This is a genomic window from Pseudoalteromonas sp. TAE56 (assembly GCF_000497955.1).
Classification (GTDB): Bacteria; Pseudomonadota; Gammaproteobacteria; order Enterobacterales; family Alteromonadaceae; genus Pseudoalteromonas.
The window spans coordinates 35,294-57,960 of sequence record NZ_AUTN01000105.1 but is presented as its reverse complement, the minus strand read 5'-3'; the positions used below and the strand labels follow the sequence as shown (position 1 = coordinate 57,960).

Here is a 22,667-nt window from a genome sequence, read left to right as displayed (position 1 = left end):
ACTATTTGTTACTTTTTATATTATTAAATGGATTAGATCAAGATAATAAATGTAACCGAAAAGAATTAATTCTGAATTCCATAATCCCTTATAAAGTATAAGGATATTTATTTTTGGTATGTTTTTCACTCTTTTTGGTATTGGTTTTTGCAGGGTTTATGCGGGCTTTGGCGCGTTTGTGGGTACTTGTTTGTTTAGTTAAATACAATGGTTAAAAGTGGCTTTTTGACGTTAATTACAATGAAAAATAAAAAGTGAATTTTTTTCACCCTTTGTAAACTAATCGCTAATTGCAATGTAATTATCGGGCACGTATGTTGAGTGCTGCATAAATGGCATTACGAGGGATTTATGAAAGTGTCTGATCAGTTACTTAACCGAACTACAGCAGGGCTTGTGGCTGTAATTATTGGTTTTTCGAGTTCTATTGCATTGATTTATCAGGTAGTGATAACCCTTGGTGGCACGCCCGATTTAGTGGCTAGTTGGATTTTAATGCTCGGTTTAGTGATGGGTATAACGTCAATTGGCTTATCGTACTATTACAAAGTACCTGTTTTAATTGCGTGGTCTACCACGGGAGCTGCATTACTTATTTCAAGTGCCCAAGGGTATAACTTAAACGAGGCTATTGGCGCGTTTATGCTCAGTGCATTGCTCGTATTTTTGTCGGGGGTTACGGGCTGGTTTGAAAAAATAATGAACCGTATTCCAAGTGAGCTTGCTTGCGCCATGTTGGCCGGCGTACTTGTTACTTTTGGTATTGATGTTTTTAATTTTATGAACGACATGCCTTTAGTAATTGGCTTAATGGTCGTTATGTACTTTATTGGTAAACGTTTTTTTGCCCGCTTTGCTATGTTAAGTGTGCTTATTATAGGCGTATTACTCGCTTGGCAAATGGGTCATATTGATACCAGCGCACTGCACTGGAAAATGAGCGAATTTGCTTATATTGAACCCGTTTTTAACTTACAAGCATGCATTAGCATAGGTTTACCACTTTACATAGTTACCATGACCTCGCAAAATTTACCGGGCATTGCTGTTTTAAAGGCGCACAAATATAAAGCGCCTATATCTGCGTCTCTTAATGTAACTGGTTTTGTAAATATGCTTACGGCCCCATTTGGAGCCTACTCTATTAATTTAGCCGCCANGTATTTTATATTTTAATGGCGCTGTGCGCGGCTACTTTAGTTGGCTTGGTAGCAAGTTTACCCCAGGCGCTGATTTTAGCTTTGGCGGGCATTGCGCTATTTGGCACCATTGCTAATAGTTTGCAGCAAGCTCTTAGTAGTACTGAATATACTGAGGCCGCAATAGTCACTTTTTTAGTAACTGCATCTAACTTAACATTGCTCTCAGTGGGGTCTGCTTTTTGGGGGATTATAGCGGGTGTGTTAACGCTTATGATCACCAGGAAAGACTAAAAGCTTTATTGTGTACAAAGAGCCGTTGGTGAGTATTTAAAACAAAATTATAGTTTATTTATATCATTAAAATAGTTTAACTAAGCTTATAAAAAAGGCTGCAATTGCAGCCTTTAGCTTTACAAAACAAGATTTACCTAATCAAAAGTATGATGGCGAGTTACACTAAACCGATTAAGTATATGATGCATAACATATACGGCGCACAGACTTAATATTATAGCCACAGATACTGAACTAAACCGATACAGCGCACTATAAATTAAGTCTTGTCCTGGCCCGAGTGAGTTCCCAAATAAAATACCAAATGTAGTCAGCACACCAAAACCAATACCCGGTATGCCTCCGCCTAAAATATGAAAACGCGCAAAAATAAACGAAAGTATCCATAAAATAGCTATCGGAAAAAGTAAAAAGTCAGAGTGACTATACAAAAACACCTGCGATAGTAGCGCTGCATTGCACCCTATAAGTGTTCCTATTGCCCGTTGCCAACCAGCCANCCGGCGGCTTTCCAGCACAATGAAAATAAAATGAGTACAGAAGCTGCTTGCGCAGATATTGAGTCTTGTAAATCAAGAACCTGAAAAACCACAAAAGAGAGCGTAGCCACGCTTGAGCATAACAATACCTCATGGCGAATACTCTCTTTTGCTTTAGCTGGCATTACTCGTGTGGGCCTTGCGGTTACATCAGGAAATAGGCCATGCATTAATGCAGCGATAACGACGGTTAAAAGAATAGCCAACCCATTAGTTAAAATTAGCGGGTAAATACTACTTCCCTGACCAACATAGCTGGAAAAATGTAGCTGAATAGAAAGGCTAACAACGCCTAAAGCGCCAAATAAAAAGGCACTACCGCTACTCATTTGGTGAAATAAAAAGCAGAAAACACCAAACACTAACAATGCCATAACGACTGGCAAGTGAGAAAACAATCCCTGCATTATCAGCACGATAAGCGCGCTAAATGCAGCAGATGCTATAAATTGATTTATAAGCCCACGGCTTAAAGTAGGCACCATGCCAAGTAACAACATAGGATAAACGGTAAAAAATATACCATTAGGCCAGTTCATTAATTTACTAATAGTAAATCCAAGGGTACATCCACCTGCAATGCGTAGTGCTTGGCGAAGGCCATTAGAGTCTAATTGTGGCCCTTGGCTAACAATTTGAGTCATAAAGTCTCCATTAATAGATGTAGTGTAACCAGCTAATAAACCTAATTTGTGCAGATCCAAACCATTGCCCAATTGTCGATTCGGGCAATAATTGTACTGTTGCACGTGACCCGCTTGGCATGTTTGCTATTAAGTCTTGATGATTTACGAGCTTTAAATGAATGCGTTGACGCTGTGCATCGCGTACCCAACGATTGCTGGTTTCTGTTGTACTTAGTAAACCATTTGCACTAAGTTGGCCGTTGCTAACACCTGCTTCAAATGTTTCAAGTATTGCGTCGTAAACTTCACCTGGGCGGCTATCAAATACTACGCGCGCTTGAGTGCCTTGCTTCATATTTGAGAGTGACTTTTCTCTAAAGTCGGCAACTAAATCGGCTTTTTTAGCGACAATAGCTAATAACGGGCTACCTGCAACTGCGTACGCGCCGTCTAATAGTTGTAAGTTAGCAACTACGCCGTCACTTAATGCGCGCACTTGCGTGTAGGATAAATTTAGTTCAGCCTGCGCTAACTGATTAGCAGCGTGGCGCATAGCTAAGTTTTTATTACCTGAGTCACCTCTAGCTAAAACCGCTTCAGCTAACTGTGCTTCAAGGGCTGCAACATTTGCTTTACTGGCTTCAAAATTAGCACGAATGCTTTCAAGTTCTTGCTCAGATATAGATTTTTGAGTATAGAGTTTTTCGCCTCTGCTTTTTAATAGTTTTTGCTCATGCTGTTTAGCATTTGCAGCACTTATTTGTGCCTCAAGGGCTTTAACATTGGTATCAAGACGCTTGTTTTGTAATTTGGCATCATCAAGCGCGAGTTGAGCTTGCTCTTTGGCTAAATTATATGGGCCTTCATCGATACTAAATAATATATCGCCCGCTTTAACTGATTGGTTATTATTAACTTGCACACTAGTGACTCGGCCACTAATTTGCGGTGATATTTGCACAACAGGGTGGTATACACGTGCCTGTGGTGTCACAGGCAAAACCATATCGGCCACTAAATAGTAAATAAATACTAAGATAAACCCTATGAGAGAGAACCTTACATAGCGTGCAAACTTTTGATCCGGTGTCATTTTTAGCCTTACTTATTAACTTGAATACATTTAAGGGCGTTTTGCTCTATTTTGATCAAACCAAATGCAATCGCATCGAGCTGCTCAACAGATAAACCGCTGTATAACTGATTTTTTATATCGGAAATGGTCTCTTGCAATGAATGTAAAATGGCATCACTTTGCTCAGTAAAATAGAGTCTTTTACTGCGCTTATCATGTTTGTCTACACGGCGAACGATTAACGATTGCTCCTCTAATTGCTTAAGCGTACGAGTCAGTGAAGGCATTTCTATTCCTAAGCTATTAGCAAGTTCAAGTTGTGTTAATCCCTCACCACGCATATTTATATGCATTAGTGCAGTCCAGCGCGACTGAGTAAGCCCTAAAGGCTCAACAGCAATGGTTACCGCTTCGCGACATAAGCGATGAACTCGGCCCATATTACCGATAACTGTTAAATCGAGCGTTTCGTGAAAAGGTTTGTGTGTAGGCATAGCCATCCCAACATAGTTAGCAAGCTAACTATTTTATCATTACTTAGCTTGCTAAGTAAATATATGTAGGAGAGGGAAGTGGCAAAATATTTGCTAAACCTCACCTTTAAAAATGGTGAGGTTTAGGGAGGTTTTAAAAGTTAAGTAAATTAGCGGGGGAGTATTGATCGGTAAGTACTTTTGTATCGGCAGGCCAATCTTGGCCGTCTTTTGTAAAGTGCATAAATTGGCTAATCGCTTTTATGTCTATACCGTATTTGACTAATTTAGGGGCGAGAGCATTTACACGCGTGTTAATTTGCGCTTCGCTCGGTATTGATTTAAGTCCCGCTAAAATAATACGGTTACTACGATTTTCGCGGCTTACATTTATAAAGTCGCCAAATACAGCGTGGTAAGTTGCCGACTCATGCTCATAAAGTTTACTACTTGAAAACGTATTTGCGGCAATAACACCGCCATCGCCTAATACGCTTTGTACTTCTTCAAAAAACTCTTTAGTAAGTAAGTGCTCCGGAATGTAGTCGCCGTTAAATGCATCTAAAATAATCCAATCGTACTTTTGTTTTTTAATTGCGGCGCGCTTTATAAAAATGCGGCCATCTTGCACGCTTGATGTCACTAAGTCGTTTTCTATAAAGTTAAAGTAATCGCGTGCAACTTTAGTTACTGCAGGATCTATTTCAACATTATGAATTTTTGCAGTGGGGTATAGCTCATGAATAACGTTAGAAAGCGTACCGCCACCTAACCCTATAATAAGTACATTTTTAGGGCTGTCAGCTACTAATAAACTAGCAAAAGTCAATTTTGTGTAATTAAAAACAAGTTTGTCGGGATTGCTTTTATACATGCAACTTTGGCTTGTTTGGCTACTTTTAGTATTAAATTTAAGGCAACGTAAGTCGCTCGTTTCTTCAACAATAATATTGCGATAAAGCGAGCGTTCTTCATGAATGACCTCGCTCATTGCTACACCCGAAAAGATGCTCGTAGCTAACAATAGATATTTAAGCATGAGCCAACTCCTTATTACCTGCCAAGCTATTAATAACAATAGCTAGTACGCCAAGTGAGCCAAGCGTTAAAGCAAAGGCGCTAATAATTGTATTTACGTCAAACGCGAGTACAAAGTAAAAAGAGGTAATAATGGTACCTAAAGCGCTACCAAGCGTACTTACAAAATATAAACGCCCTGCTACTTGCCCGCTTTTGTCGCTATCGGTTACCAGTAAACGTACAGAGTAAGGCGAAATCATGCCTAAAATAACGGTAGGTATAAAAAATAAAGCAGTTGTCGCTAACAGTGAGCCGTAGCGGCTATCTTCGATATGGGTAAAAATAAACTCCATTATTGGCTGCGAAAACAGTGTAATAGGCACCACCATAATACTCGCGACTAAAAATATTAGCCCATATTTAGTAAGCGATGCATTTTTAGTACTGAGCTTACCACCGAGTAAATACCCAAAAGAAAGGCTAAGCATAAATACAGTAATTATACTGCCCCAAATATGTACGCTACTGCCAAAAAAAGGCGCTAAAATTCGCCCTCCTAAAAGCTCAATCCCCATAATGCAAAAGCCACTGCAAAAGGCTAAAAAGTAAATTAACGCGTTTGTTTTTATGCTCATATAATTATCGTTATGTAACTTAAGTAGAACACTATACTAACGTGATGCATACAAAGCTGCTAGAGCCTGTTGACCTAAGTTTAATTAAAAAGAAGTTTTGTTATAACGATTTGTTAGTTAGGGCGTGTTGATCTATTTAACACGCCCTCGCGATTTAACACTTAAGACGCTTTTTTATTTAAATTAATTTTTTCTTAAGTTTTCTTTAAGTTTCACTCGTTAAATTTAAACCCTGAAATATAAACAGGTTTAAATGAGCGAGCTTATGCAATTAGCCCACAGTTCTACATCATTAGGTTTAACACAAAATAACTGTCAGTTTATTAGTGCTCGTATTGATGATGTGCATCGAAAAAATCTCGAAAATACAGTAAAAGAAGGTTTTTTAGTTGCGTATAACGCTAAGCTTACTTCGTTTATGCCACTACTTTGCCAATACGTTACCGAGCAAGGAAAATGCACCTTAGGGCTAAGGCAAGCAACTTCGCCATTGTTTATTGAGCAATATTTAGCATCACCCGTTGAAGATTTTTTAGATGAGAGTATTTCTCGTAATAAAATTTTTGAACTTGGTAATCTTTGCTCTACAAATCGAAGGGCAACACTTGCACATTTTATTATTGTTAACGAAGCTCTGCAAAGTGTGGGCGCAAAACATTTAGTGTTTTGTGCAACCAGTAAAGTGCGTGCTTTATTGCGCTTACTTGGTGTTACGTGTACTGAAATTGCACTTGCTAGCAGTTTTGTAGTTGAGAACCCATTAAAGTGGGGCAGCTATTACGCCAACCAACCAACAGTATGCATTGTGAGCCTAGAGCAAGCTCACCAACAAGTACTAAATACCCCAATGCTTTATAGTTTGATGCAGCAAAACCACTCAAATATCAATTCTTTGGTAAATGCATTGGTGAATGTATGAATTACTATAATACACATTCAGTATCGCCATTAATTATTGCGCATAATAAAGAGCAAACACTTGAAATTAACAGTGATGAGTTTAACCAGCAAATACAAAAAGTAGTAAAAATTCTACAAAGCTTTAACGGCAAATGTGTCGCTTATAAGCTCGATAATACGCCAGCTTGGCTTGTTATTGATGCCGCTACTGCGGTTTCTAATAAAGTGGCTGTGCCAATTGCTCACTTTTTTAGTGAACAACAAACTCAATATGTACTAGCGCAATGCGGCGCACATTTATTTATGAGCGACACACTAAACCCTTTACTCGGGGAGCCGACGGCATCAATTACTTTATTTGAGTTTTACACATTATATATTTACGAAATCGTTGTAGCTAAACCCGTCAGTTATTTTCCAGAAACTCAAAAAGTAACGTTTACATCAGGATCGACTGGGCAACCAAAAGGCGTGTGTTTATCTGCAAAAAGCCAAATGCAGGTTGCGCAATCGCTTTGCGATAAAATTAATATTAAAAAGCCTGTTCATTTGTGTTTATTGCCGCTTGCTGTATTGCTTGAAAATATAGCCGGCGTGTATGCCCCTTTAAAAAGTAGCGGTACAGTGCATTTAATACCGCTAAATGAATTAGGCTTTGTTGGAACTGCATTAAAACAGCCCGCACAGCTTATAGCTGCTATTGATAAAGTTAAGCCAAATACGCTTATTTTAGTGCCTGAACTATTAGCATGCTTAGTTGCTTTTGCTGAACAAGGGTGGCAACTGCCTAGTTCGGTACAGTTTATTGCAGTAGGTGGTGCGCGTGTCAGCGAAATGCTAATAGTTAAAGCGCGTGGCTTAAACTTACCGGTGTACCAAGGTTATGGGCTTTCTGAGGCGGCATCTGTAGTTAGTTTAAATTCGCCCACAAACGATAACCTCCAAAGTGCAGGTTCTGTGTTACCTCATATTCAAACCAAAATTGAAAATGGCCAGCTTTTTATAAAAGGCGATTTGTTTTTAGGTTACTTAAACCATCAGCCACACGACAAAAACCAGTGGTACGCAACCGGTGATCTGGTCGAGCAGCATCAAAATACCTTATTTATTAAAGGCCGCCTAAAAAACCTAATTATTACCAGCATGGGTCGCAACATCAGTGCCGAGTGGCCTGAATCACTATTACTAAGTCAAAGCGGTATTTTACAAGCGGTTGTGTTTGGTGAGGGGCGACCTTTTCTCAGTGCCATTATTTACGCCGATACAAAGCTAAGTGACCCAGTGTTAGCTCAATACATTAACGAAATTAATAAACAACTACCCGACTATGCACGAATTCAAAAGTGGCATCGTTTAACCGCCCCATTAAGTGTGCAACAAGGATTATTAACAACAAATAATCGCCCAAAACGAGATGCCATAAGTAAGCAGTACCATGCTGTGTTTGAGCAATTTTACCGACTTGGAGAAGTAATTAATGAGTGATTTTTTTAACACCCTTAAAGAGCAAACTAAACAAGAGCAAAACTACCTGCTTGCAGCGCCGATTATCCAGCGTGTTTTTAAAGGCGAAGCATCACTTGAAGAATACGCCTCGTTTTTAGCGCAAGCGTATCACCATGTTAAGCACACTGTGCCATTAATGATGTCGGTTGGTGCACGATTAACCGACGAACAAGAATGGTTGCGCGAAGCCGTCGCAGAATACATTGAAGAAGAGATTGGCCATCAAGAGTGGGTACTTAATGATATTGCAGCCTGTGGTTTTGACAAAGAAACAGTAAGGTGTAGTCAGCCGCAATACGCTACGGAAATGATGGTGTCGTATGCGTACGATTCCATTGCACGTAAAAACCCATTGAGCTTTTTTGGCATGGTACATGTGCTTGAAGGCACTTCTATAGCGCTTGCTGATGGCGCGGCTTCAAATATTGCAAGTGCTGTGGGCTTATCTAAAAAAGCATTTAGTTATTTAACCTCTCACGGCGCACTTGATATAGAGCATGTAAAGTTTTTTGAAAACCTAATGAACCAAATAACAAATGAGGCGGATCAACAAGCCATACTTCATGGTGCAAAGCGCTTTTATCGTTTATACGGCGATATATTTCGTGGGCTCGATGACGAACCATTTTTTAAAGCAAGCGCACAAGGCAAATTGGCATGAGTAGCGCTTTATGTGTGCTAACTGGCGCAACCGGCGGAATAGGGCAAGCGATTGCTAAAGCCCTATATGCAAAAGGGTGGAAGTTACTGCTTGTAGGACGTAATACGCAAGACCTTGAAAAACTGAGCCGTGAATGCCCAGACAGTGAAATATTTACGGGCGACTTAACCGACGATACAACACGCATTAACCTAGCAATAAAAGCCAAGCAACTCGGCGGCGTTAAATTGCTTATTAATAATGCCGGTATAAATACAATGCAAAGCCTTGAGCACACAAGTAATGAGCAAATAGATAATATGCTTACTACTAATTTGTCGGTGCCTATTAAATTATGCCAGCTATTTTTAGGGCAGTTAGCGTATACCAAAGGCACCATTGTTAACGTGGGATCATCGTTTGGCAGTATTGGTTACCCGTTTCAAACACTTTATTGCGCCAGTAAATTTGGTTTACGTGGTTTTACAGAGGCGCTCTCGCGTGAGCTTAACGGCTCAGGTGTTAAAGTGACCTATTTAGCACCAAGAGCGACAGATACATCTATTAATAGCAGTAAAGCGCGGGCAATGAATAAAGAGCTCGGTAATAAAATGGACTCGCCAGAATTAGTTGCTCAAGAGTTATTAGCACTTATAAATTCGAATCAAACAAGGCGTTTTATTGGTTTTCCTGAGAAATTATTTGCACGTATTAATGGCGCATTCCCAAGCGTTGTTGATAACGCTATTGCAAAACAACTTCCTAAAATTAAACGCTTTTTAAGTTAACAAACACACGAGGACAAAATTATGTATAAATTTACCCTAGCATTATCTCTAATACTAACAACTGTATTTACAACTGCAGTAAACGCAGATGAAACACAAGACTTAACCTCTATTCAACAAAAGTGGGCAATTGCTAACTACGAACTTGAAGATGATGCGCAAATAGATGCGTTTACACAACTAAGTGAGCAAAGCGCGTTATTTGTTAAAAACTATCCAGGCTCGGCACAACCACACATTTGGAATGGCATTGTGTTAGCCAGCTTTGCAGGCGCAAAAGGTGGCTTGGGCGCACTTGGTTTAGCAAAAGAAGCTAAAGCGTCACTTGAAAATGCACTCTCAATTGATGGTACAGCATTAAATGGCTCAGCTTACGCAAGCCTTGCAACGCTTTATAGCAAAGTACCTGGTTGGCCAATTGGTTTTGGTGATGACGACAAAGCTGAAAAATTATTTAAACAAGCCCTCGCTTTTAATCTCGAAGGCATTGATACTAATTACTTATACGGTGAATATTTGTATGACGAAGGCGATTATAAACAAGCTAAAGCACGACTACTTGTAGCACAAGTAGCGGGCATTCGTGATACTCGTGCAAAAGCAGATGAGTATCGCCAACAAGCAATAAGTCAGCTATTGGCAAAAGTAGATAAAAAACTAAAAAGATAAACACATAATGCATTTATTACTCGTTGAGGACGATCATTTAGTGGCGCAAGGGCTTATTCGCTCTTTGCGTCAAGAGGGCTACAGCGTAGAGCATAGTGGCACAGTTAAGCACGCCTTAGAGTGCCTTTCTAGTGGTGAGATTGAGCTTGTTATTCTCGATTTAGGATTACCTGATGGCGACGGCTCGCAAGTTTTAAAGCATATTAAAGCACAAAAAAAAGTTATTCCGGTGGTTATTTTAACTGCTCGCGGCAGTATTGATGACAAAGTCCAAGGGCTAGATATGGGAGCAGACGATTACCTTGCAAAGCCGTTTGATCCTGCTGAGTTATTTGCTCGATTACGTGTAGCAAGCCGGCGCATTAACCAAACACAATCAAGCTTATTGCGCTGTGGTGATGTAGTAATGGATACCTCTGCTCATACAGTTGCACTAAGTGGGCAATCACTTACACTACCACGAAAAGAATACATGCTTTTAAAAGCGCTGATGGAAAATCAGGGAAGGGTGCAATCAAAACAACAACTCGAAAACAAACTTTACCAATGGGGTGAAGAAGTCGGCTCTAATGCCATAGAGGTGCATATTCATCATCTTCGTAAAAAGTTCCCTAGCGATTTTATTAAAACCTTACGTGGCATTGGCTACGTGGTTGGTAAGCGTTAGAGTGTGTTTATCTTTCGAGGTTGAAAATGTCTATTCGTAAACGTCTGACCTTAATTTTACTTTCAATGATGGTGCTTACTTGTTTTTTAGCATTAGTAAAAGGCTATCAAAAAAGCATGCTCCACGGCGAAAACTTGCTTGATAATGAACTTAAAATAGTGGCTGGCGTTTTAATTGAGCAACCATTAGCACTAAGCACAAATGCAGTACAAGTAAGCAATAATAGTGTTCAGTTGTTGTATCAAATTTGGCAAAATAATAGTTTACTTAGTGGCTCATCGAGTTTAAAGAATAACCAAATTAGTTTTAGCGAGGGCTTTCAAACTGCCAATGTAGCAGGGCAGCGTATGCGAGTGTTTGTGATGAGAAAAAATACCCGTAAAGTCATCGTTGCTGAGCCTATGGCAAAGCGGTTTGAATTAGCTGAAGCCGTTATTTTATCTGCAATGTTACCTATGCTATGGGCTGTCCCTCTGCTTGCTATTTTTATTAGCTTTTTTGTTAAATACGCATTAGCCCCTCTTACTCGATTATCTAAGCAGCTGGCTACTCGCCAAGCAAACGACTTTACGCCAATTAACTGGCAGGTAACCGACGAAGAAATTAAACCGGTTATTAATCGTTTAAACGATTTATTTAAACGAGTAGAAACCGCTTACTTACGAGAGCGTTTTTTTGCCTCAGATGCAGCTCACGAATTACGTACTCCGCTCAGTAGCTTAAAAATTAATGTACATAATTTAGCTAATAAACAAAGTAGCTCGCAAAACCATCAAGAATTACAAGCCATGTCACAAGGCATTAATCGCTTAAGTAATATTGTTGAACAAATGCTAATTTTAGGGCGCACTCAGCCTGAGCAATGGCAAAAGCAGTTTAGTGAACAGTCATTGCTAGCGATTACTCAGCAAGTCGTATCGGAGCAATACGACAAAATAGATGAAAAAAACCAAACTATTAGTCTTGAAGGTGACGATTTTGTAATTAATGGTGATGAGTTTACATTAACCACACTCATCGCTAATTTACTTAGCAATGCCATAAAATACACACCGAATAAGGGTCAAATAATAATTAAACTAGCATCAAATAATAACAGCTTTAGTTGGCAAATTGATGATTCTGGTGCGGGCATGACTGAAGAGCAAAAAGAGCGAATATTCAATCGCTTTTATCGCGTGGGTGGCGATCAACATCCATCAGGCGAGCAAGGTGCGGGTTTAGGTATGGCGATTGTCCAACACATAATTGCTATTTATGGCGCAAGTATTCATTTAGCGAATAGCTCTTTAGGCGGACTAACCGTTAAGGTTACTTTTACAGGAGTAAAAAGTGACTAAACGTTTATTTAATCACTGCCTTTGTTGTTTGCTATTTTTGTCGTTTAACGCGGCGAGTAAAGAGTATCTTATTATTTTAAAAGATCATTTGTTTTACCCCTCGCAAATAATTATTCCCGCAAACAAAAAAGTAAAACTATTGATAGAAAACCAAGACAGCACACCAGAAGAGTTTGATAGCTTTGATCTAAACAGAGAAAAAGTACTCTACCCAAATCGTAAAAGCATTATTTATATAGGGCCGCTAAGTAAAGGGCATTACGAGTTTTTTGGTGAGTTTTCGCCCAATACAGCAAGGGGCGTTGTAATAGTTAGCGATGAAGGGGCGCAGCATGCTAATAACTAGTTTAGTCATGAGCCTTAATCAATTACTACCGGTGGCTATTTTATTAGTGCTACTACAAGTAGTTAAAAAACAGAGCTCTTTGCAAATAGGGTCTGCTTTATTAATTGGCGCGGTAATGTCGTTTTTGTACATGCAAAGTGCATCATGGGTGAGCCAATGGTTTGAACACCAAGGGTTAGAGTACTCACAAATAGGGCTATGTATCGCTATATTTATTGCTGTATTGGTATTTGCACTAAAGCAAATATCAGCGGCATTTTATATCGCAGTTATCAGTACAGTAGCATTGTATTTAAGCCACTATATTATTTACCTCACCAGTTTTTGGCAAAATAATGATGCAGGGCAAAGCTTATTTATTGGCACTTTATTAGGTGTTGGGATTTGTTTAAGTTTTAGCGTATTGCTGTACTTTTTAATGAATGCAATTAAGTACCGCTTTGGTATGTATCCGCTTTTTACTTTGCTTGCTTTTAACAGCGCGGCTAAGTTATTAGTTGCACTGGATTTGGCAAGTCAAATAGATTTAATTACAAACACCTCAACAGTGTGGGATTTACGTAATTTGTTAAGCGAAAACTCTGAGCTAGGCCGCGTACTGCGTGCTCTGGTTGGTTACGAGGCCACTCCTGATTTAATGAGTGTACTTATATATAGTACAAGCAGCGTATTATTTTTATTACTTTGTTACGTTATTCCAGCTTCAATAACTAAGGAACGTGTATGAAAGCACTTAACCTATATTTAGCGCTTAGTTTTACCGCTCTTTGTTTGTTGGTATTCTCAATCCAAGCAAAGGCCGATGGTATTGTTGTTGATAAGGTATACCATCCCTATGTTTTGCCTTTTGAGCGTGAGTTTGAGTGGCGATTAGTGTCGCACCAAACAGATAGTGGCAACATACTAGCGCAGCGTTTGGGTGGCGGTGGTGCTCTTAACGATACAATGGCACTAGAAGGTTACATAGTTGGTGAGCGAGACGATAACGGCGACTTTGGTTTAGAAGCTTATGAGCTTGAGCTACGTTGGCAATTAATTGAGCAAGGTAAATTATGGGCTGATTGGGGGGCATTATTTGAGCTTGAAAAAAAACATAATGAAGATGTGTATGAAGCAACTTCGGGTTTTGTGATCGAAAAAGAATTTGGAAAAACGAGCCTTACACTAAACGCTTTTTTGGTTTATGAGTGGGGGCAAGACATTAAAAATGAATGGGAAAGCGAGTTTAGAGCACAGTATCGCTATCGCTATCGTTCTGCTTTTCAGCCTTCTATAGAGGTTTACGTAGGTGAAGACTTTGTTGGTATAGGGCCTGGTTTTATAGGTTTACAGCGCTTTGATGGGCAAAAGCAATTAAAGTGGGAAGCAGGTTTCATCACTGAGATAAGCCAATCAGAAAAAAACCATAGTTTTAGGCTCGCATTAGAATTTGAATTTTAATAATAAATAAAAGCTGTTTTGGTTGTTATCATTCTGATTATAGATAGGTACTTGACATATTATTTAAACTCTATATAGTGGGCCGCAGCTAGAAAGAAAGCATGTAAGCTATAAATCTCCATTTCGATATAAGTAATACTTGTAGTTCCGTCCTGAAGTTTTTAAAGTACCATCTCATTTTTTGCTACACCCGCTCTTATGAGCATATTTTTATTTTTATTTCAGGATATTACAATGTCTAACATCGTATCAGGTACAGTTAAGTGGTTTAACGAGTCTAAAGGTTTTGGTTTCATCGAGCAAGAAAATGGCCCAGACGTTTTCGCACATTTCTCAGCAATCAAAAGCGAAGGTTTCAAAACTTTAGCTGAAGGCCAACGTGTAGAGTTTACTCTTTCACAAGGTCAAAAAGGTCCACAAGCTGATAACATCACAGCTGTATAATTTTACTTTTTAAGTAAAATGAAAAAAAGCGCTTAAGGCGCTTTTTTTGTGTCTGAAATTTGACTCAAACCAAACAACGCCCATTACCAATGTAAATTAGCTAAATGATATTGCTATTATTAAGCCCCATCTAATATTTGTTTTTCTATTCTTCTAAGTCATTCTTCTAAGCCATTGCGCTAATGCAAGTGAGTTTAAGCTTGTAATTTATACCGAACATTTCTCCCTTATAATTTTAAAACGACAAAGATCAGCTTGTTGGTATTACTCTCGCTATTGTAAAAGATATTTGCACAGCTATTGCTATAACCAGCGTGTTTAAATTGCTTCTTTGGGAGCATGCTTATAATTTATACCAACCTGCATAAATCTTTGATCAATTTAACGAATTAAATTGCACTATAACGTCGTTAAAAATTTTTTATTGAGAACAACTAGATACAAAAATTTTTGCCTAGTTCTAGCGTAATTTCCTTAACGTTAAATAGACCCCATACATAAGCAGATTGGTATTAGTTCAAAAAGACCCTCACTTAGGTCTTGTTCTAATTGCTAAAAACACCGAACGTGAACCTCTATTTATTGGTATTAGTATAAATAATCCAAAATATGCAAAGCAGTTTTTTTTAAAATTGTAAGAGGTGATACATATGAGTTATTAGTAAATAAAATTGGCTTTAAAACGGATGAAAATTTACTGATTTTTGGAGACGAAAAACAATTTATGGATTTGTTTTCAAAAAGAAAGATAGATCTAATTTCAAGTTCAAAAGTTACAATAAAGTATAGCTAGAGCTCTTTGGATATAAAGCAACTGACGTAGTGAAGTGCAAAAATCACTCCATCCTGAGTTTGCTGGTAATTACATAGCATTTAATAATCGGTACCTAAACCTATTATAAAGCGATTTAACAATGAGTATAAAAAGTTAAAAACGAAAGGTGACTTTGCTGCTTATAAATACCCCACTATTATTAATTTACCTTTCGTAAGGTAGCCCTTTATCTTTTTTTACTTTTAAAAATGCAGCTTGTAGTGCTTCAACTAAACGCATATCTGTTTTTTTATTCGCAGCTAAATAAGCATCAATTGTTAGCTCATCTATTTTATAAATAAACCTTAAGTGTGCTGGTTTGAGCTTTAGATAGTCGCTCATCTGCTGCATATATAATGGATCGTCTACAATTAAATCTACTTTTTTAGCTAATAGTAAAGAGTATGATTTTTGAATGTCAGAGGTTAAAACAGCTTCAAATCCAAGTTTCGTGAGGGTTTGTGTTGAAAAGTCATTGCGTTGCATTGCAATTTTATACACTTTTGCTTGTTCAGTATTATTTATAATAAGATCATTTCGCTCTGATAGGCCGATAAAGCCCAGCTCAAACCGTCCAACTGGTCCAATCCAATAAAATTTATTTTCTCGCTCTACAGTGCGTGCAAGGCTGTATATAAAGGTATTTTTTAATTCATCTGCAATTTTATAAGCACGTGCCCAAGGATACATTTGAATGTTAGGTGTGAGATCAGCCTCAGCAAATATATCCCTAATAAATTGAGTACCTTCACCTGCAACTTCGCCATTAATTAATACTTGGTTTGGTGGCGCTAACTCAGTCACAACAAGCAGAGTTTCCTTTGCTTGAATATACACGGAACAAGTAAAAAGAAGGGAATAAAGAATATATTTCACAATAGCGAATCGTCATTCGGTTAGCTTAAGTAATATAAGTGTGGCTGAAAATATGAAAAATACAAAAATTATTTATGTGAACTTGTTACTAAGATATTGGTTTATTTGAGTTATGTACAACTATAAAGGAGGCTAGATAGGTAAACGGCTTGAGGTCTGAAGTAATTGAAGCTAAAAAACTATGCTCTAAAACGATAAAAGGGCCTTGCGGCCCTTGGTGAAGTATCGTTCAAGTCAGATAGAGCTTTAACCCCTTAAAGCGCTATCCTCTTGTTTTGCAACACCGGTGTTCATCTCAATAAGTTTCTAAGCTAGCGAGAGGAAAAACCCAGCAATTGCTGCGCTCATAAGGTTAGCCATAGATCCTGCTAACACTGCTCTGAGCCCTAAGCGTGCGATATCCTTCCGCCTGCTAGGCGCCATACCGCCTAACCCACCTAGTAAAATGGCTATCGATGATAAGTTAGCAAAGCCACATAAAGCAAAAGTAACAATTGCTTGTGTGTGCGCACTTAACGTATCGCGATAATTTATAAAGTCTAAGTAAGCAACAAACTCGTTTACTACTATCTTTTGACCAATAAAGCTGCCGGCTATAATCGCTTCGTCCCATGGCACACCTAGTAACCATGCAACTGGAGCAAATACATAACCTAATATTTCTTGAAGCGTTAATGTCGGGTAATCAAACCACCCGCCAATACCGCCTAATAAACCGTTTAATAGTGCAATTAGCGCTACAAAAGCAAGTAACATTGCACCTACATTAAGTGCTAAATGCATACCGTTTGCTGCACCTGATGCTGCTGCATCAATTACATTTACAGGTTTATCTTCGTCATCTAAATCTAAATCAGCTAAGTTATCTTTAGGAGTTTCAGTTTCTGGCACAATCATCTTGGCCATTAAAAAACCACCTGGTGCAGCCATAAAGCTCGCCGCAATAAGATACTTAAGATCTACGCCAATAATTACGTAACCAGCCATTACAGAGCCTGCTACAGTGGCTAAGCCACCTACCATCACTGCAAACAATTCCGACTTGGTCATTGTTGCTATAAATGGCTTAACTATTAACGGAGCTTCAGTTTGGCCTACAAAAATATTTGCCGTTGCTGAAAGCGATTCTGTGCGAGAGGTTTTCAATAATTTTTGTAAACCGCCGCCTAAAATCCTAATTATCCAATCCATAATGCCAAGGTGATATAACACAGCAACAAGTGCTGAGAAAAACACGATAACGGGCAAAACTTGAATTGCAAAAATAAAACCTAATGTGTCTTGTGAGGCAAGTGGACCAAATAAAAACCCAATACCATCATTAGCATAACCAATAACCGACGAAACGGCTGATGACATACTCGTTAACACATTTTTTCCTGCTTCGAAAAACAGAACAAAACCGCCAATAACAACTTGCATCGCAAACGCTATACCAACGGTTCTTAAATTAATTGCCTTGCGATTAGTTGACGCAGCAAAGGCAATGCTTAGTAGCACACACATGCCCACTAAGCTCATAAATGTTGTCATACAAATGTTTCCCGTTGTTATTCTTGTAGTAAATATTTAATTTTACTTTTTATTATATCAATCGCAACGCGGTTCATGCCGCCTCGAGTCACAACTAAATCAGCGTTATGCTTCGAAGGCTCAATAAATTGATAAAACATCGGTCTAACAGTTGCTTGATACTGCTCAACAACAGATTGTAATGTTCTGCCTCGTTGCTCCATATCACGTTGCATACGACGCATTAAACAAATATCTAAAGGTGTATCTATAAACACCTTAATATCAAATTCTTTATTAAGCGCTTTGTCACTCAATAGTAAAATACCTTCAACAATCAGTATTTTAGCAGCAGGCACTCGGCGTGTGGTTGCACTACGCGTATGCTGTGCATAATCATACGTTGGTACTTCTACTGAGTTACCACAACGAAGTTGTGTTAAATGCTCAAGCATCAACGCGTGTTCAAATGCATCTGGATGGTCGTAATTTGTTTGCGTACGATGAGCCATAGGCAAATGCGACTGATCCTTGTAATAAGCATCTTCTTCAATAATGGCGATAGCGCCTGGTTCAAGCTCATTAACCAATTCATTGTATATAGTTTGGCTAAAAAGAGATTTGCCCGACGCAGACGCGCCTGCAATAGCTATAATAGTAGTTCGTGTCACTAAAGTTCTCATCCACACAGAAAGATATATTGTTGGTAGATCACAATAGCAAAAAAGACACGATTAATCTCTTTTGCTTCGCTCAAGAGTGCAAATTTATAATGTTTAGGTTTTATGAAACAGGACTTTTGTCCTGTACGGAAAATTCGATCAGCGGATAAAGTAACCACCTAGAATCAAAGTGAGGTCAAAATGGCAAGAGCAATTATTTTAATGGCAGATAGCCTAGGAATCGGTGCAGCACCAGATGCAGATAAATTCGGCGATCTTGGGGCTAATACATTCGCTCACTTACTAAAAGCATATTACGACGAAACAGGCAGTGCACTGTCGCTTCCTAATTTATCTAAATTAGGATTAGTAGACGCATGTGAAGCTGCCGGTGGCGAACCGTGTTTAATTTCAAACCGCCAAGCACCAGAAGGTGCATGGGGTTACGCTAAAGAAATCTCTAGCGGAAAAGACACGCCATCTGGTCATTGGGAAATGGCAGGCGTACCAGTGTTATTTGATTGGGGATATTTCCCAAAAACACAGCCAAGTTTCCCACAAGAATTTATAGACGAGTTTATAGCTCGTACAGGTATTCCTGGCATTTTAGGCAATTGCCATGCATCAGGAACTACCATTTTAGAACAGCTAGGTGAAGAGCACGTAAAAACAGGTAAACCAATCTGTTACACCTCAGCTGATAGCGTGTTTCAAATAGCCGCGCATGAAGAGTCATTCGGCCTAGAGAAGCTTTATCAAGTTTGCGAAATCGCACGGGCGCTACTTGATGAAATGAATATAGGACGAGTGATTGCGCGGCCATTTTTGGGTTCAAATAGCCAAGACTTTGCCCGAACGGGTAATCGTCGTGACTATTCAGTACTTCCGCCAGCACCAACATTGCTAGATGTGCTAGCAAAAGACGGCGGCGAAGTAATTAGTATTGGTAAAATTTCAGATATTTACGCGCATCAGGGCATAACCCAAAAGCACAAAGCACCTGGGCTTATGAACTTGCTAGAAAAAACCAGCGAAGTAATGGAAAGCGCGCCAGATCGTAGCTTAATCTTTACTAACCTAGTTGATTTTGATGAAAAATTTGGTCATCGTCGTAATCCGGTAGGATACGCAAAAGCATTAAAAGAATTTGATGACTATTTACCAACTATACTAAATCAGTTAAAAGCAGATGACGTATTAATGATCACTGCAGATCATGGCTGTGACCCAACCTTTCCAGGTTCTGAGCACACTCGTGAATACGTACCTGTTATTGCATACCAAGCAGGTATGAGTAACACACCATTAGGTGAACGCAATAGCTTTGCAGATATAGGCCAAACACTGGCACAGTGGTTTAGCTTATCTGCGCTTGATTACGGCGACAGCTTTTTAAATGAGCTAAAAACGCCAAATAAAAAGGAAAACAATTAATGAGTACTCCGCATATCAGTGCAAACGTTGGTGATTTCGCCGAAACAGTATTAATGCCAGGCGATCCGCTACGTGCGCAATATATTGCTGAAAACTTTTTAGATGATGCAGTACAAGTTACCGGCGTTCGTAACATGTACGGTTTCACTGGCACTTACAAAGGTAAGCCAGTAAGTATCATGGGTTCAGGCATGGGCATTCCATCAATGTCTATTTATGCACGTGAGCTAATTGTAAGCTTTGGCGTTAAAAATATTATACGTATTGGTACGTGTGGCGGTATTGGCACAGATATCAAAATTCGTGACGTAATTTTTGCACAAGGTGCAAGCACAGATTCAAACGTAAACCGTGCACGCGTACGTGGCTACGATTTTGCTGCTATTGCTAACTTTGACCTACTTTTAAACGGCGTAAACGCTGCTAAAGAGCTAGGCATTAAAGCAAAAGTAGGTAACGTATTTACAACCGACACATTCTATCAAGCAGATGACTCGTTCTATAAAGACTTAGACAAGTTAGGCATGCTAGCAGTAGATATGGAAACAGCCGGTTTATATGGCGTTGCAGCTGAATACGGCGCAAACGCAATGGCATTATTTACAGTAAGTGACCACGTAATCACTGGCGAAGCAACACCTGCTGATGAGCGTCAAAGTACGTTTAATGAAATGGTTAAAATTGCATTAGAGTCTATCTAATCAATAAAACAGTTCCTTGGTAACGTATTCACTAAGTTTTGGAGACACGCCCAAAGTGAAGTGAGACTAAACCTCCAAAGCCGCATTTTATGCGGCTTTTTTTATGCCTGAAGAAAATGAGCAGCAGCTTCTAATTACTTAATCCAGCCATCTAAAACTATGTTTTTAAACGCCTGCAAGCAGCGCGTCTACAAGTGAATTTTAACCACCGCGTTAAGTTTTCCACGTAGGCGCAGAGCTTGCTCGCGCGAGAAGCGCAGCTTCTAATTACTTAATTACACAACAAACTTAACCTTTAAAAACAAAAAAAGGGCCAAAGCCCTTTTTTATGGTGTTGCGCCTAATCATACAGGCCAAATACTGAGTGCTTAAACAATCTCACCAGCTACTATCGTATTAAAGCTGTCGTTGTCATGTAGGCTTGCAAATGCGCTCTCATGTAATAGCTCATTACGTAAGTTTGGAGAGTATTCAAGTGCCATTTTAATGTCGGCTAAGGCATCAGCATGCTTATGTGTTAGTGCATAAGCACATGCGCGTTGCCAATAGGCATAACCGTAATCGCTATCTATATCAATAGCTTGATTACACAGCTCAATGGCTTGTGCTGTTTCATTAATTTCTAGTAATGCATCGGCTTTATAAGCAATGGCTTCAACATCTTCTGGTTTGCGATTAAGTATTTCGTCAAAAATTTCAATCTTATTAGCAAAATCACTTTCTAGGTTGGCGCGCATCCACAGCGAATGAACTTCGTTAGTCACCGATATGCGCTCTTGGTTGCTGAGTATTTCTTCTGAGCGTACACGTAGTTTTTCTTCAAGAATTTTTAATCGGTCTTCATACTCGTCTGTAATTACACTCACACGTGTATTTACAATGTCTTCTACTTTGTTTTTAACATCGCGCAACGAGTTCCAACCCACTAAGACCAAAATAGAAGCCGTAGCGGTAATTATAAAAAATACATTATTAATAGTATCGGTAGTGTACGTTAATGCGCGGTCAGCAGTATCAAGCTGAGCATGGGTTACCTGTTTAGTTACATCTTCACGGAGTTTTTGTTGATCTTGCCTAACCGCTTTTAGCTCGTCGAGTATGTAGCGCTCCATTAGCGGTTTATACATAGGCTCTTTAAGTTGTTGAAGGGCTTGTTGCTCTTGTTGTGCTGTAGGTGAGGCAGGTTGTTTTTCAGCAGAATTTACTATGCCCGAAAACAAAGTTAAACAAACAAAAAATGTAGATAGGTAATAACGCATTGGTACGCCTAATTAAATTAATTACTGTAATAACTTTAACATGCAGGGCTGAATGGCACTAGGGCGCGTTGACTTTTCAGGATTAAAATTAACCTAATTTAGATAGGAGCAATAGTTGTAAGAATTTTTTAGCCTAGTGAGCTTAGGAATAACAGGATAAAGCATGAGCATTTTGCTAATACTTAAGTGGTTTTAGGAAAAATAGGCAAAAAAAAGCCAGCTCAATATGAGCTGGCAAAAACTGCTTAAAACAACAATATGTCGTAGGGATTCACAGGAGAACAACTTCATACTAACTGAACCTTTCTGAACAAATACTTAATTCAATTCAATTAGTTAAAAATATAAGAATACTTTAAGTATTCGGTTTATAAAGTAAAGGTGCATTGGGCTTAAGTAATGCACCTTTATAATTATAACTATATAACTACAATTTCATGGTGAAGGGGGGTATTCCAATGTGCGCTTTAAATAAATTAAAGCCACTTTCAAACCCTTCACATACCATTACGCCGAAATTTTTCAATTCGATCACAGGTCTAGTAAAAAGGTTAAGGTTAGTTTACTAATTTTGTATTTTATCTTACGTAATACCTTAGACGAGCGTCATCAGATTTATTTTTACTATTATTTAAAACGTAATTACAAAGCTATTGTTAAATACATCATTAGCAAAAGACCAATCAAAAATATAAATTGGAGCAATCGTTTTAAATAGTATGTTGAGGCTGGCGTAGCATAATTTATGCGCCTATATTAAGGATACGTAAGTGTTTAGGCAGGCACACTAAATAATAAGTAAGCCGATTAAATAAAAATAACCGTTACTTTTTAAAAAGTTATAAATACATAAGCAACAATACTG

At 38.8% G+C, this 22,667-nt stretch carries 21 protein-coding genes and 2 pseudogenes; 14 read left to right on the top strand and 9 right to left on the bottom strand.

What is annotated here, in order from left to right; genetic code table 11:
- Positions 1 to 351: 351 nt before the first annotated feature.
- Positions 352 to 1,433: pseudogene (locus L656_RS01000000122260) on the top strand (benzoate/H(+) symporter BenE family transporter).
- Positions 1,434 to 1,570: 137 nt separating this feature from the next.
- On the opposite strand, the pseudogene L656_RS01000000122255 reads toward L656_RS01000000122260, so the two are convergent.
- The 5 genes and pseudogenes from L656_RS01000000122255 to L656_RS0112300 all read right to left on the bottom strand — a co-directional run bounded on the left by L656_RS01000000122255 (position 1,571) and on the right by L656_RS0112300 (position 5,804).
- Positions 1,571 to 2,619, bottom strand: a pseudogene (locus L656_RS01000000122255) (DUF2955 domain-containing protein).
- A 10-nt stretch (positions 2,620 to 2,629) separates the two neighbouring features.
- On the bottom strand, positions 2,630 to 3,694 hold the full coding sequence (locus tag L656_RS0112315; RefSeq protein WP_024591513.1) for an HlyD family secretion protein: 1,065 nt from the start codon (positions 3,692 to 3,694) through the stop codon (positions 2,630 to 2,632).
- A gap of 8 nt (positions 3,695 to 3,702) precedes the next feature.
- The gene (locus L656_RS0112310; RefSeq protein ID WP_024599440.1) at positions 3,703 to 4,170 is read right to left on the bottom strand and encodes a MarR family transcriptional regulator; all 468 of its coding nucleotides are present in this window, start codon (positions 4,168 to 4,170) and stop codon (positions 3,703 to 3,705) included.
- Between the two features lie 133 nt (positions 4,171 to 4,303).
- Positions 4,304 to 5,188, bottom strand: coding sequence for a spermidine synthase (locus L656_RS0112305; protein WP_024599439.1), 885 nt, complete (start codon positions 5,186 to 5,188; stop codon positions 4,304 to 4,306).
- Positions 5,181 to 5,804, bottom strand: a complete 624-nt coding sequence (locus L656_RS0112300; RefSeq protein ID WP_024599438.1) for a fused MFS/spermidine synthase — start codon at positions 5,802 to 5,804, stop codon at positions 5,181 to 5,183. Before L656_RS0112300 ends, L656_RS0112305 begins: the two co-directional genes overlap by 8 nt.
- Before the next feature lie 265 nt (positions 5,805 to 6,069).
- Between L656_RS0112300 and L656_RS0112295 the strand changes: the two genes are divergently transcribed.
- From L656_RS0112295 to L656_RS0112245, 11 genes are all read left to right on the top strand, one after another.
- On the top strand, positions 6,070 to 6,723 hold the full coding sequence (locus L656_RS0112295) for a thermostable hemolysin (protein ID WP_024599437.1): 654 nt from the start codon (positions 6,070 to 6,072) through the stop codon (positions 6,721 to 6,723).
- Positions 6,720 to 8,189, top strand: a complete 1,470-nt coding sequence (locus L656_RS0112290; protein ID WP_024599436.1) for an AMP-binding protein — start codon at positions 6,720 to 6,722, stop codon at positions 8,187 to 8,189. Before L656_RS0112295 ends, L656_RS0112290 begins: the two co-directional genes overlap by 4 nt.
- Positions 8,182 to 8,871: a TenA family transcriptional regulator gene (locus L656_RS0112285; protein ID WP_024599435.1), complete on the top strand. Its 690-nt coding sequence runs from the start codon at positions 8,182 to 8,184 to the stop codon at positions 8,869 to 8,871. Before L656_RS0112290 ends, L656_RS0112285 begins: the two co-directional genes overlap by 8 nt.
- Positions 8,868 to 9,638 (top strand): SDR family oxidoreductase, encoded by a 771-nt coding sequence (locus tag L656_RS0112280; RefSeq protein ID WP_024599434.1) that lies wholly within the window; start codon positions 8,868 to 8,870, stop codon positions 9,636 to 9,638. The genes L656_RS0112285 and L656_RS0112280 overlap by 4 nt, the downstream gene beginning before the upstream one ends.
- Positions 9,639 to 9,659: 21 nt before the next feature.
- Positions 9,660 to 10,307 carry a tetratricopeptide repeat protein gene (locus L656_RS0112275; protein WP_024599433.1) on the top strand — a complete coding sequence of 216 codons (648 nt, stop codon included), beginning with the start codon at positions 9,660 to 9,662 and terminating at the stop codon, positions 10,305 to 10,307.
- A 7-nt stretch (positions 10,308 to 10,314) separates the two neighbouring features.
- A complete protein-coding gene (locus L656_RS0112270) occupies positions 10,315 to 10,974 on the top strand; it encodes a response regulator (RefSeq protein ID WP_024599432.1) in 660 nt (219 codons plus the stop codon).
- Between the two features lie 26 nt (positions 10,975 to 11,000).
- A complete protein-coding gene (locus L656_RS0112265; RefSeq protein ID WP_024599431.1) occupies positions 11,001 to 12,314 on the top strand; it encodes an ATP-binding protein in 1,314 nt (437 codons plus the stop codon).
- Positions 12,307 to 12,660, top strand: a complete 354-nt coding sequence (locus L656_RS0112260; protein WP_024599430.1) for a cupredoxin domain-containing protein — start codon at positions 12,307 to 12,309, stop codon at positions 12,658 to 12,660. The genes L656_RS0112265 and L656_RS0112260 overlap by 8 nt, the downstream gene beginning before the upstream one ends.
- Entirely contained in the window at positions 12,647 to 13,387 is a 741-nt protein-coding gene (locus L656_RS0112255) for a hypothetical protein (RefSeq protein ID WP_024599429.1), read from the top strand. Before L656_RS0112260 ends, L656_RS0112255 begins: the two co-directional genes overlap by 14 nt.
- Complete coding sequence (locus L656_RS0112250; RefSeq protein ID WP_024599428.1) at positions 13,384 to 14,100, top strand: hypothetical protein; 717 nt, start codon at positions 13,384 to 13,386, stop codon at positions 14,098 to 14,100. Before L656_RS0112255 ends, L656_RS0112250 begins: the two co-directional genes overlap by 4 nt.
- A gap of 234 nt (positions 14,101 to 14,334) precedes the next feature.
- Positions 14,335 to 14,544 carry a cold-shock protein gene (locus tag L656_RS0112245; RefSeq protein ID WP_002959120.1) on the top strand — a complete coding sequence of 70 codons (210 nt, stop codon included), beginning with the start codon at positions 14,335 to 14,337 and terminating at the stop codon, positions 14,542 to 14,544.
- 979 nt (positions 14,545 to 15,523) lie between these two features.
- Here L656_RS0112245 and L656_RS0112235 read toward each other — a convergent pair.
- The 3 genes from L656_RS0112235 to udk form a co-directional block, all read right to left on the bottom strand.
- Positions 15,524 to 16,234 carry a substrate-binding periplasmic protein gene (locus L656_RS0112235; RefSeq protein ID WP_024599427.1) on the bottom strand — a complete coding sequence of 237 codons (711 nt, stop codon included), beginning with the start codon at positions 16,232 to 16,234 and terminating at the stop codon, positions 15,524 to 15,526.
- 306 nt (positions 16,235 to 16,540) lie between these two features.
- Complete coding sequence (locus L656_RS0112230; protein ID WP_024599426.1) at positions 16,541 to 17,767, bottom strand: NupC/NupG family nucleoside CNT transporter; 1,227 nt, start codon at positions 17,765 to 17,767, stop codon at positions 16,541 to 16,543.
- 17 nt (positions 17,768 to 17,784) lie between these two features.
- On the bottom strand, positions 17,785 to 18,417 hold the full coding sequence (gene udk / locus L656_RS0112225) for a uridine kinase (RefSeq protein WP_007583533.1): 633 nt from the start codon (positions 18,415 to 18,417) through the stop codon (positions 17,785 to 17,787).
- A gap of 192 nt (positions 18,418 to 18,609) precedes the next feature.
- Here udk and L656_RS0112220 point away from each other — a divergent pair, with 192 nt between their 5' ends.
- Both L656_RS0112220 and deoD read left to right on the top strand, forming a co-directional pair.
- On the top strand, positions 18,610 to 19,842 hold the full coding sequence (locus L656_RS0112220; protein WP_024599425.1) for a phosphopentomutase: 1,233 nt from the start codon (positions 18,610 to 18,612) through the stop codon (positions 19,840 to 19,842).
- Positions 19,842 to 20,543 (top strand): purine-nucleoside phosphorylase, encoded by a 702-nt coding sequence (deoD, locus tag L656_RS0112215; RefSeq protein WP_024599424.1) that lies wholly within the window; start codon positions 19,842 to 19,844, stop codon positions 20,541 to 20,543. Before L656_RS0112220 ends, deoD begins: the two co-directional genes overlap by 1 nt.
- Positions 20,544 to 20,911: 368 nt before the next feature.
- On the opposite strand, the gene L656_RS0112210 is transcribed toward deoD, so the two are convergent.
- Positions 20,912 to 21,802: a tetratricopeptide repeat protein gene (locus L656_RS0112210; RefSeq protein WP_024599423.1), complete on the bottom strand. Its 891-nt coding sequence runs from the start codon at positions 21,800 to 21,802 to the stop codon at positions 20,912 to 20,914.
- Between the last annotated feature and the right edge of the window lie 865 nt (positions 21,803 to 22,667).

Bases quoted from the DNA above. Each gene is read 5' to 3' on its own strand.
- L656_RS0112230 (WP_024599426.1), bottom strand. From the start codon at position 17,767: ATGACAACATTTATGAGCTTAGTGGGCATGTGTGTGCTACTAAGCATT.
- L656_RS0112300 (WP_024599438.1), bottom strand. From the start codon at position 5,804: ATGAGCATAAAAACAAACGCGTTAATTTACTTTTTAGCCTTTTGCAGT.
- L656_RS0112245 (WP_002959120.1), top strand. From the start codon at position 14,335: ATGTCTAACATCGTATCAGGTACAGTTAAGTGGTTTAACGAGTCTAAA.
- L656_RS0112310 (WP_024599440.1), bottom strand. From the start codon at position 4,170: ATGCCTACACACAAACCTTTTCACGAAACGCTCGATTTAACAGTTATC.
- L656_RS0112255 (WP_024599429.1), top strand. From the start codon at position 12,647: ATGCTAATAACTAGTTTAGTCATGAGCCTTAATCAATTACTACCGGTG.
- deoD (WP_024599424.1), top strand. From the start codon at position 19,842: ATGAGTACTCCGCATATCAGTGCAAACGTTGGTGATTTCGCCGAAACA.
- L656_RS0112250 (WP_024599428.1), top strand. From the start codon at position 13,384: ATGAAAGCACTTAACCTATATTTAGCGCTTAGTTTTACCGCTCTTTGT.
- L656_RS0112280 (WP_024599434.1), top strand. From the start codon at position 8,868: ATGAGTAGCGCTTTATGTGTGCTAACTGGCGCAACCGGCGGAATAGGG.
- L656_RS0112285 (WP_024599435.1), top strand. From the start codon at position 8,182: ATGAGTGATTTTTTTAACACCCTTAAAGAGCAAACTAAACAAGAGCAA.
- L656_RS0112305 (WP_024599439.1), bottom strand. From the start codon at position 5,188: ATGCTTAAATATCTATTGTTAGCTACGAGCATCTTTTCGGGTGTAGCA.
- L656_RS0112275 (WP_024599433.1), top strand. From the start codon at position 9,660: ATGTATAAATTTACCCTAGCATTATCTCTAATACTAACAACTGTATTT.
- L656_RS0112265 (WP_024599431.1), top strand. From the start codon at position 11,001: ATGTCTATTCGTAAACGTCTGACCTTAATTTTACTTTCAATGATGGTG.
- L656_RS0112270 (WP_024599432.1), top strand. From the start codon at position 10,315: ATGCATTTATTACTCGTTGAGGACGATCATTTAGTGGCGCAAGGGCTT.
- L656_RS0112290 (WP_024599436.1), top strand. From the start codon at position 6,720: ATGAATTACTATAATACACATTCAGTATCGCCATTAATTATTGCGCAT.
- L656_RS0112210 (WP_024599423.1), bottom strand. From the start codon at position 21,802: ATGCGTTATTACCTATCTACATTTTTTGTTTGTTTAACTTTGTTTTCG.
- L656_RS0112315 (WP_024591513.1), bottom strand. From the start codon at position 3,694: ATGACACCGGATCAAAAGTTTGCACGCTATGTAAGGTTCTCTCTCATA.
- L656_RS0112220 (WP_024599425.1), top strand. From the start codon at position 18,610: ATGGCAAGAGCAATTATTTTAATGGCAGATAGCCTAGGAATCGGTGCA.
- L656_RS0112295 (WP_024599437.1), top strand. From the start codon at position 6,070: ATGCAATTAGCCCACAGTTCTACATCATTAGGTTTAACACAAAATAAC.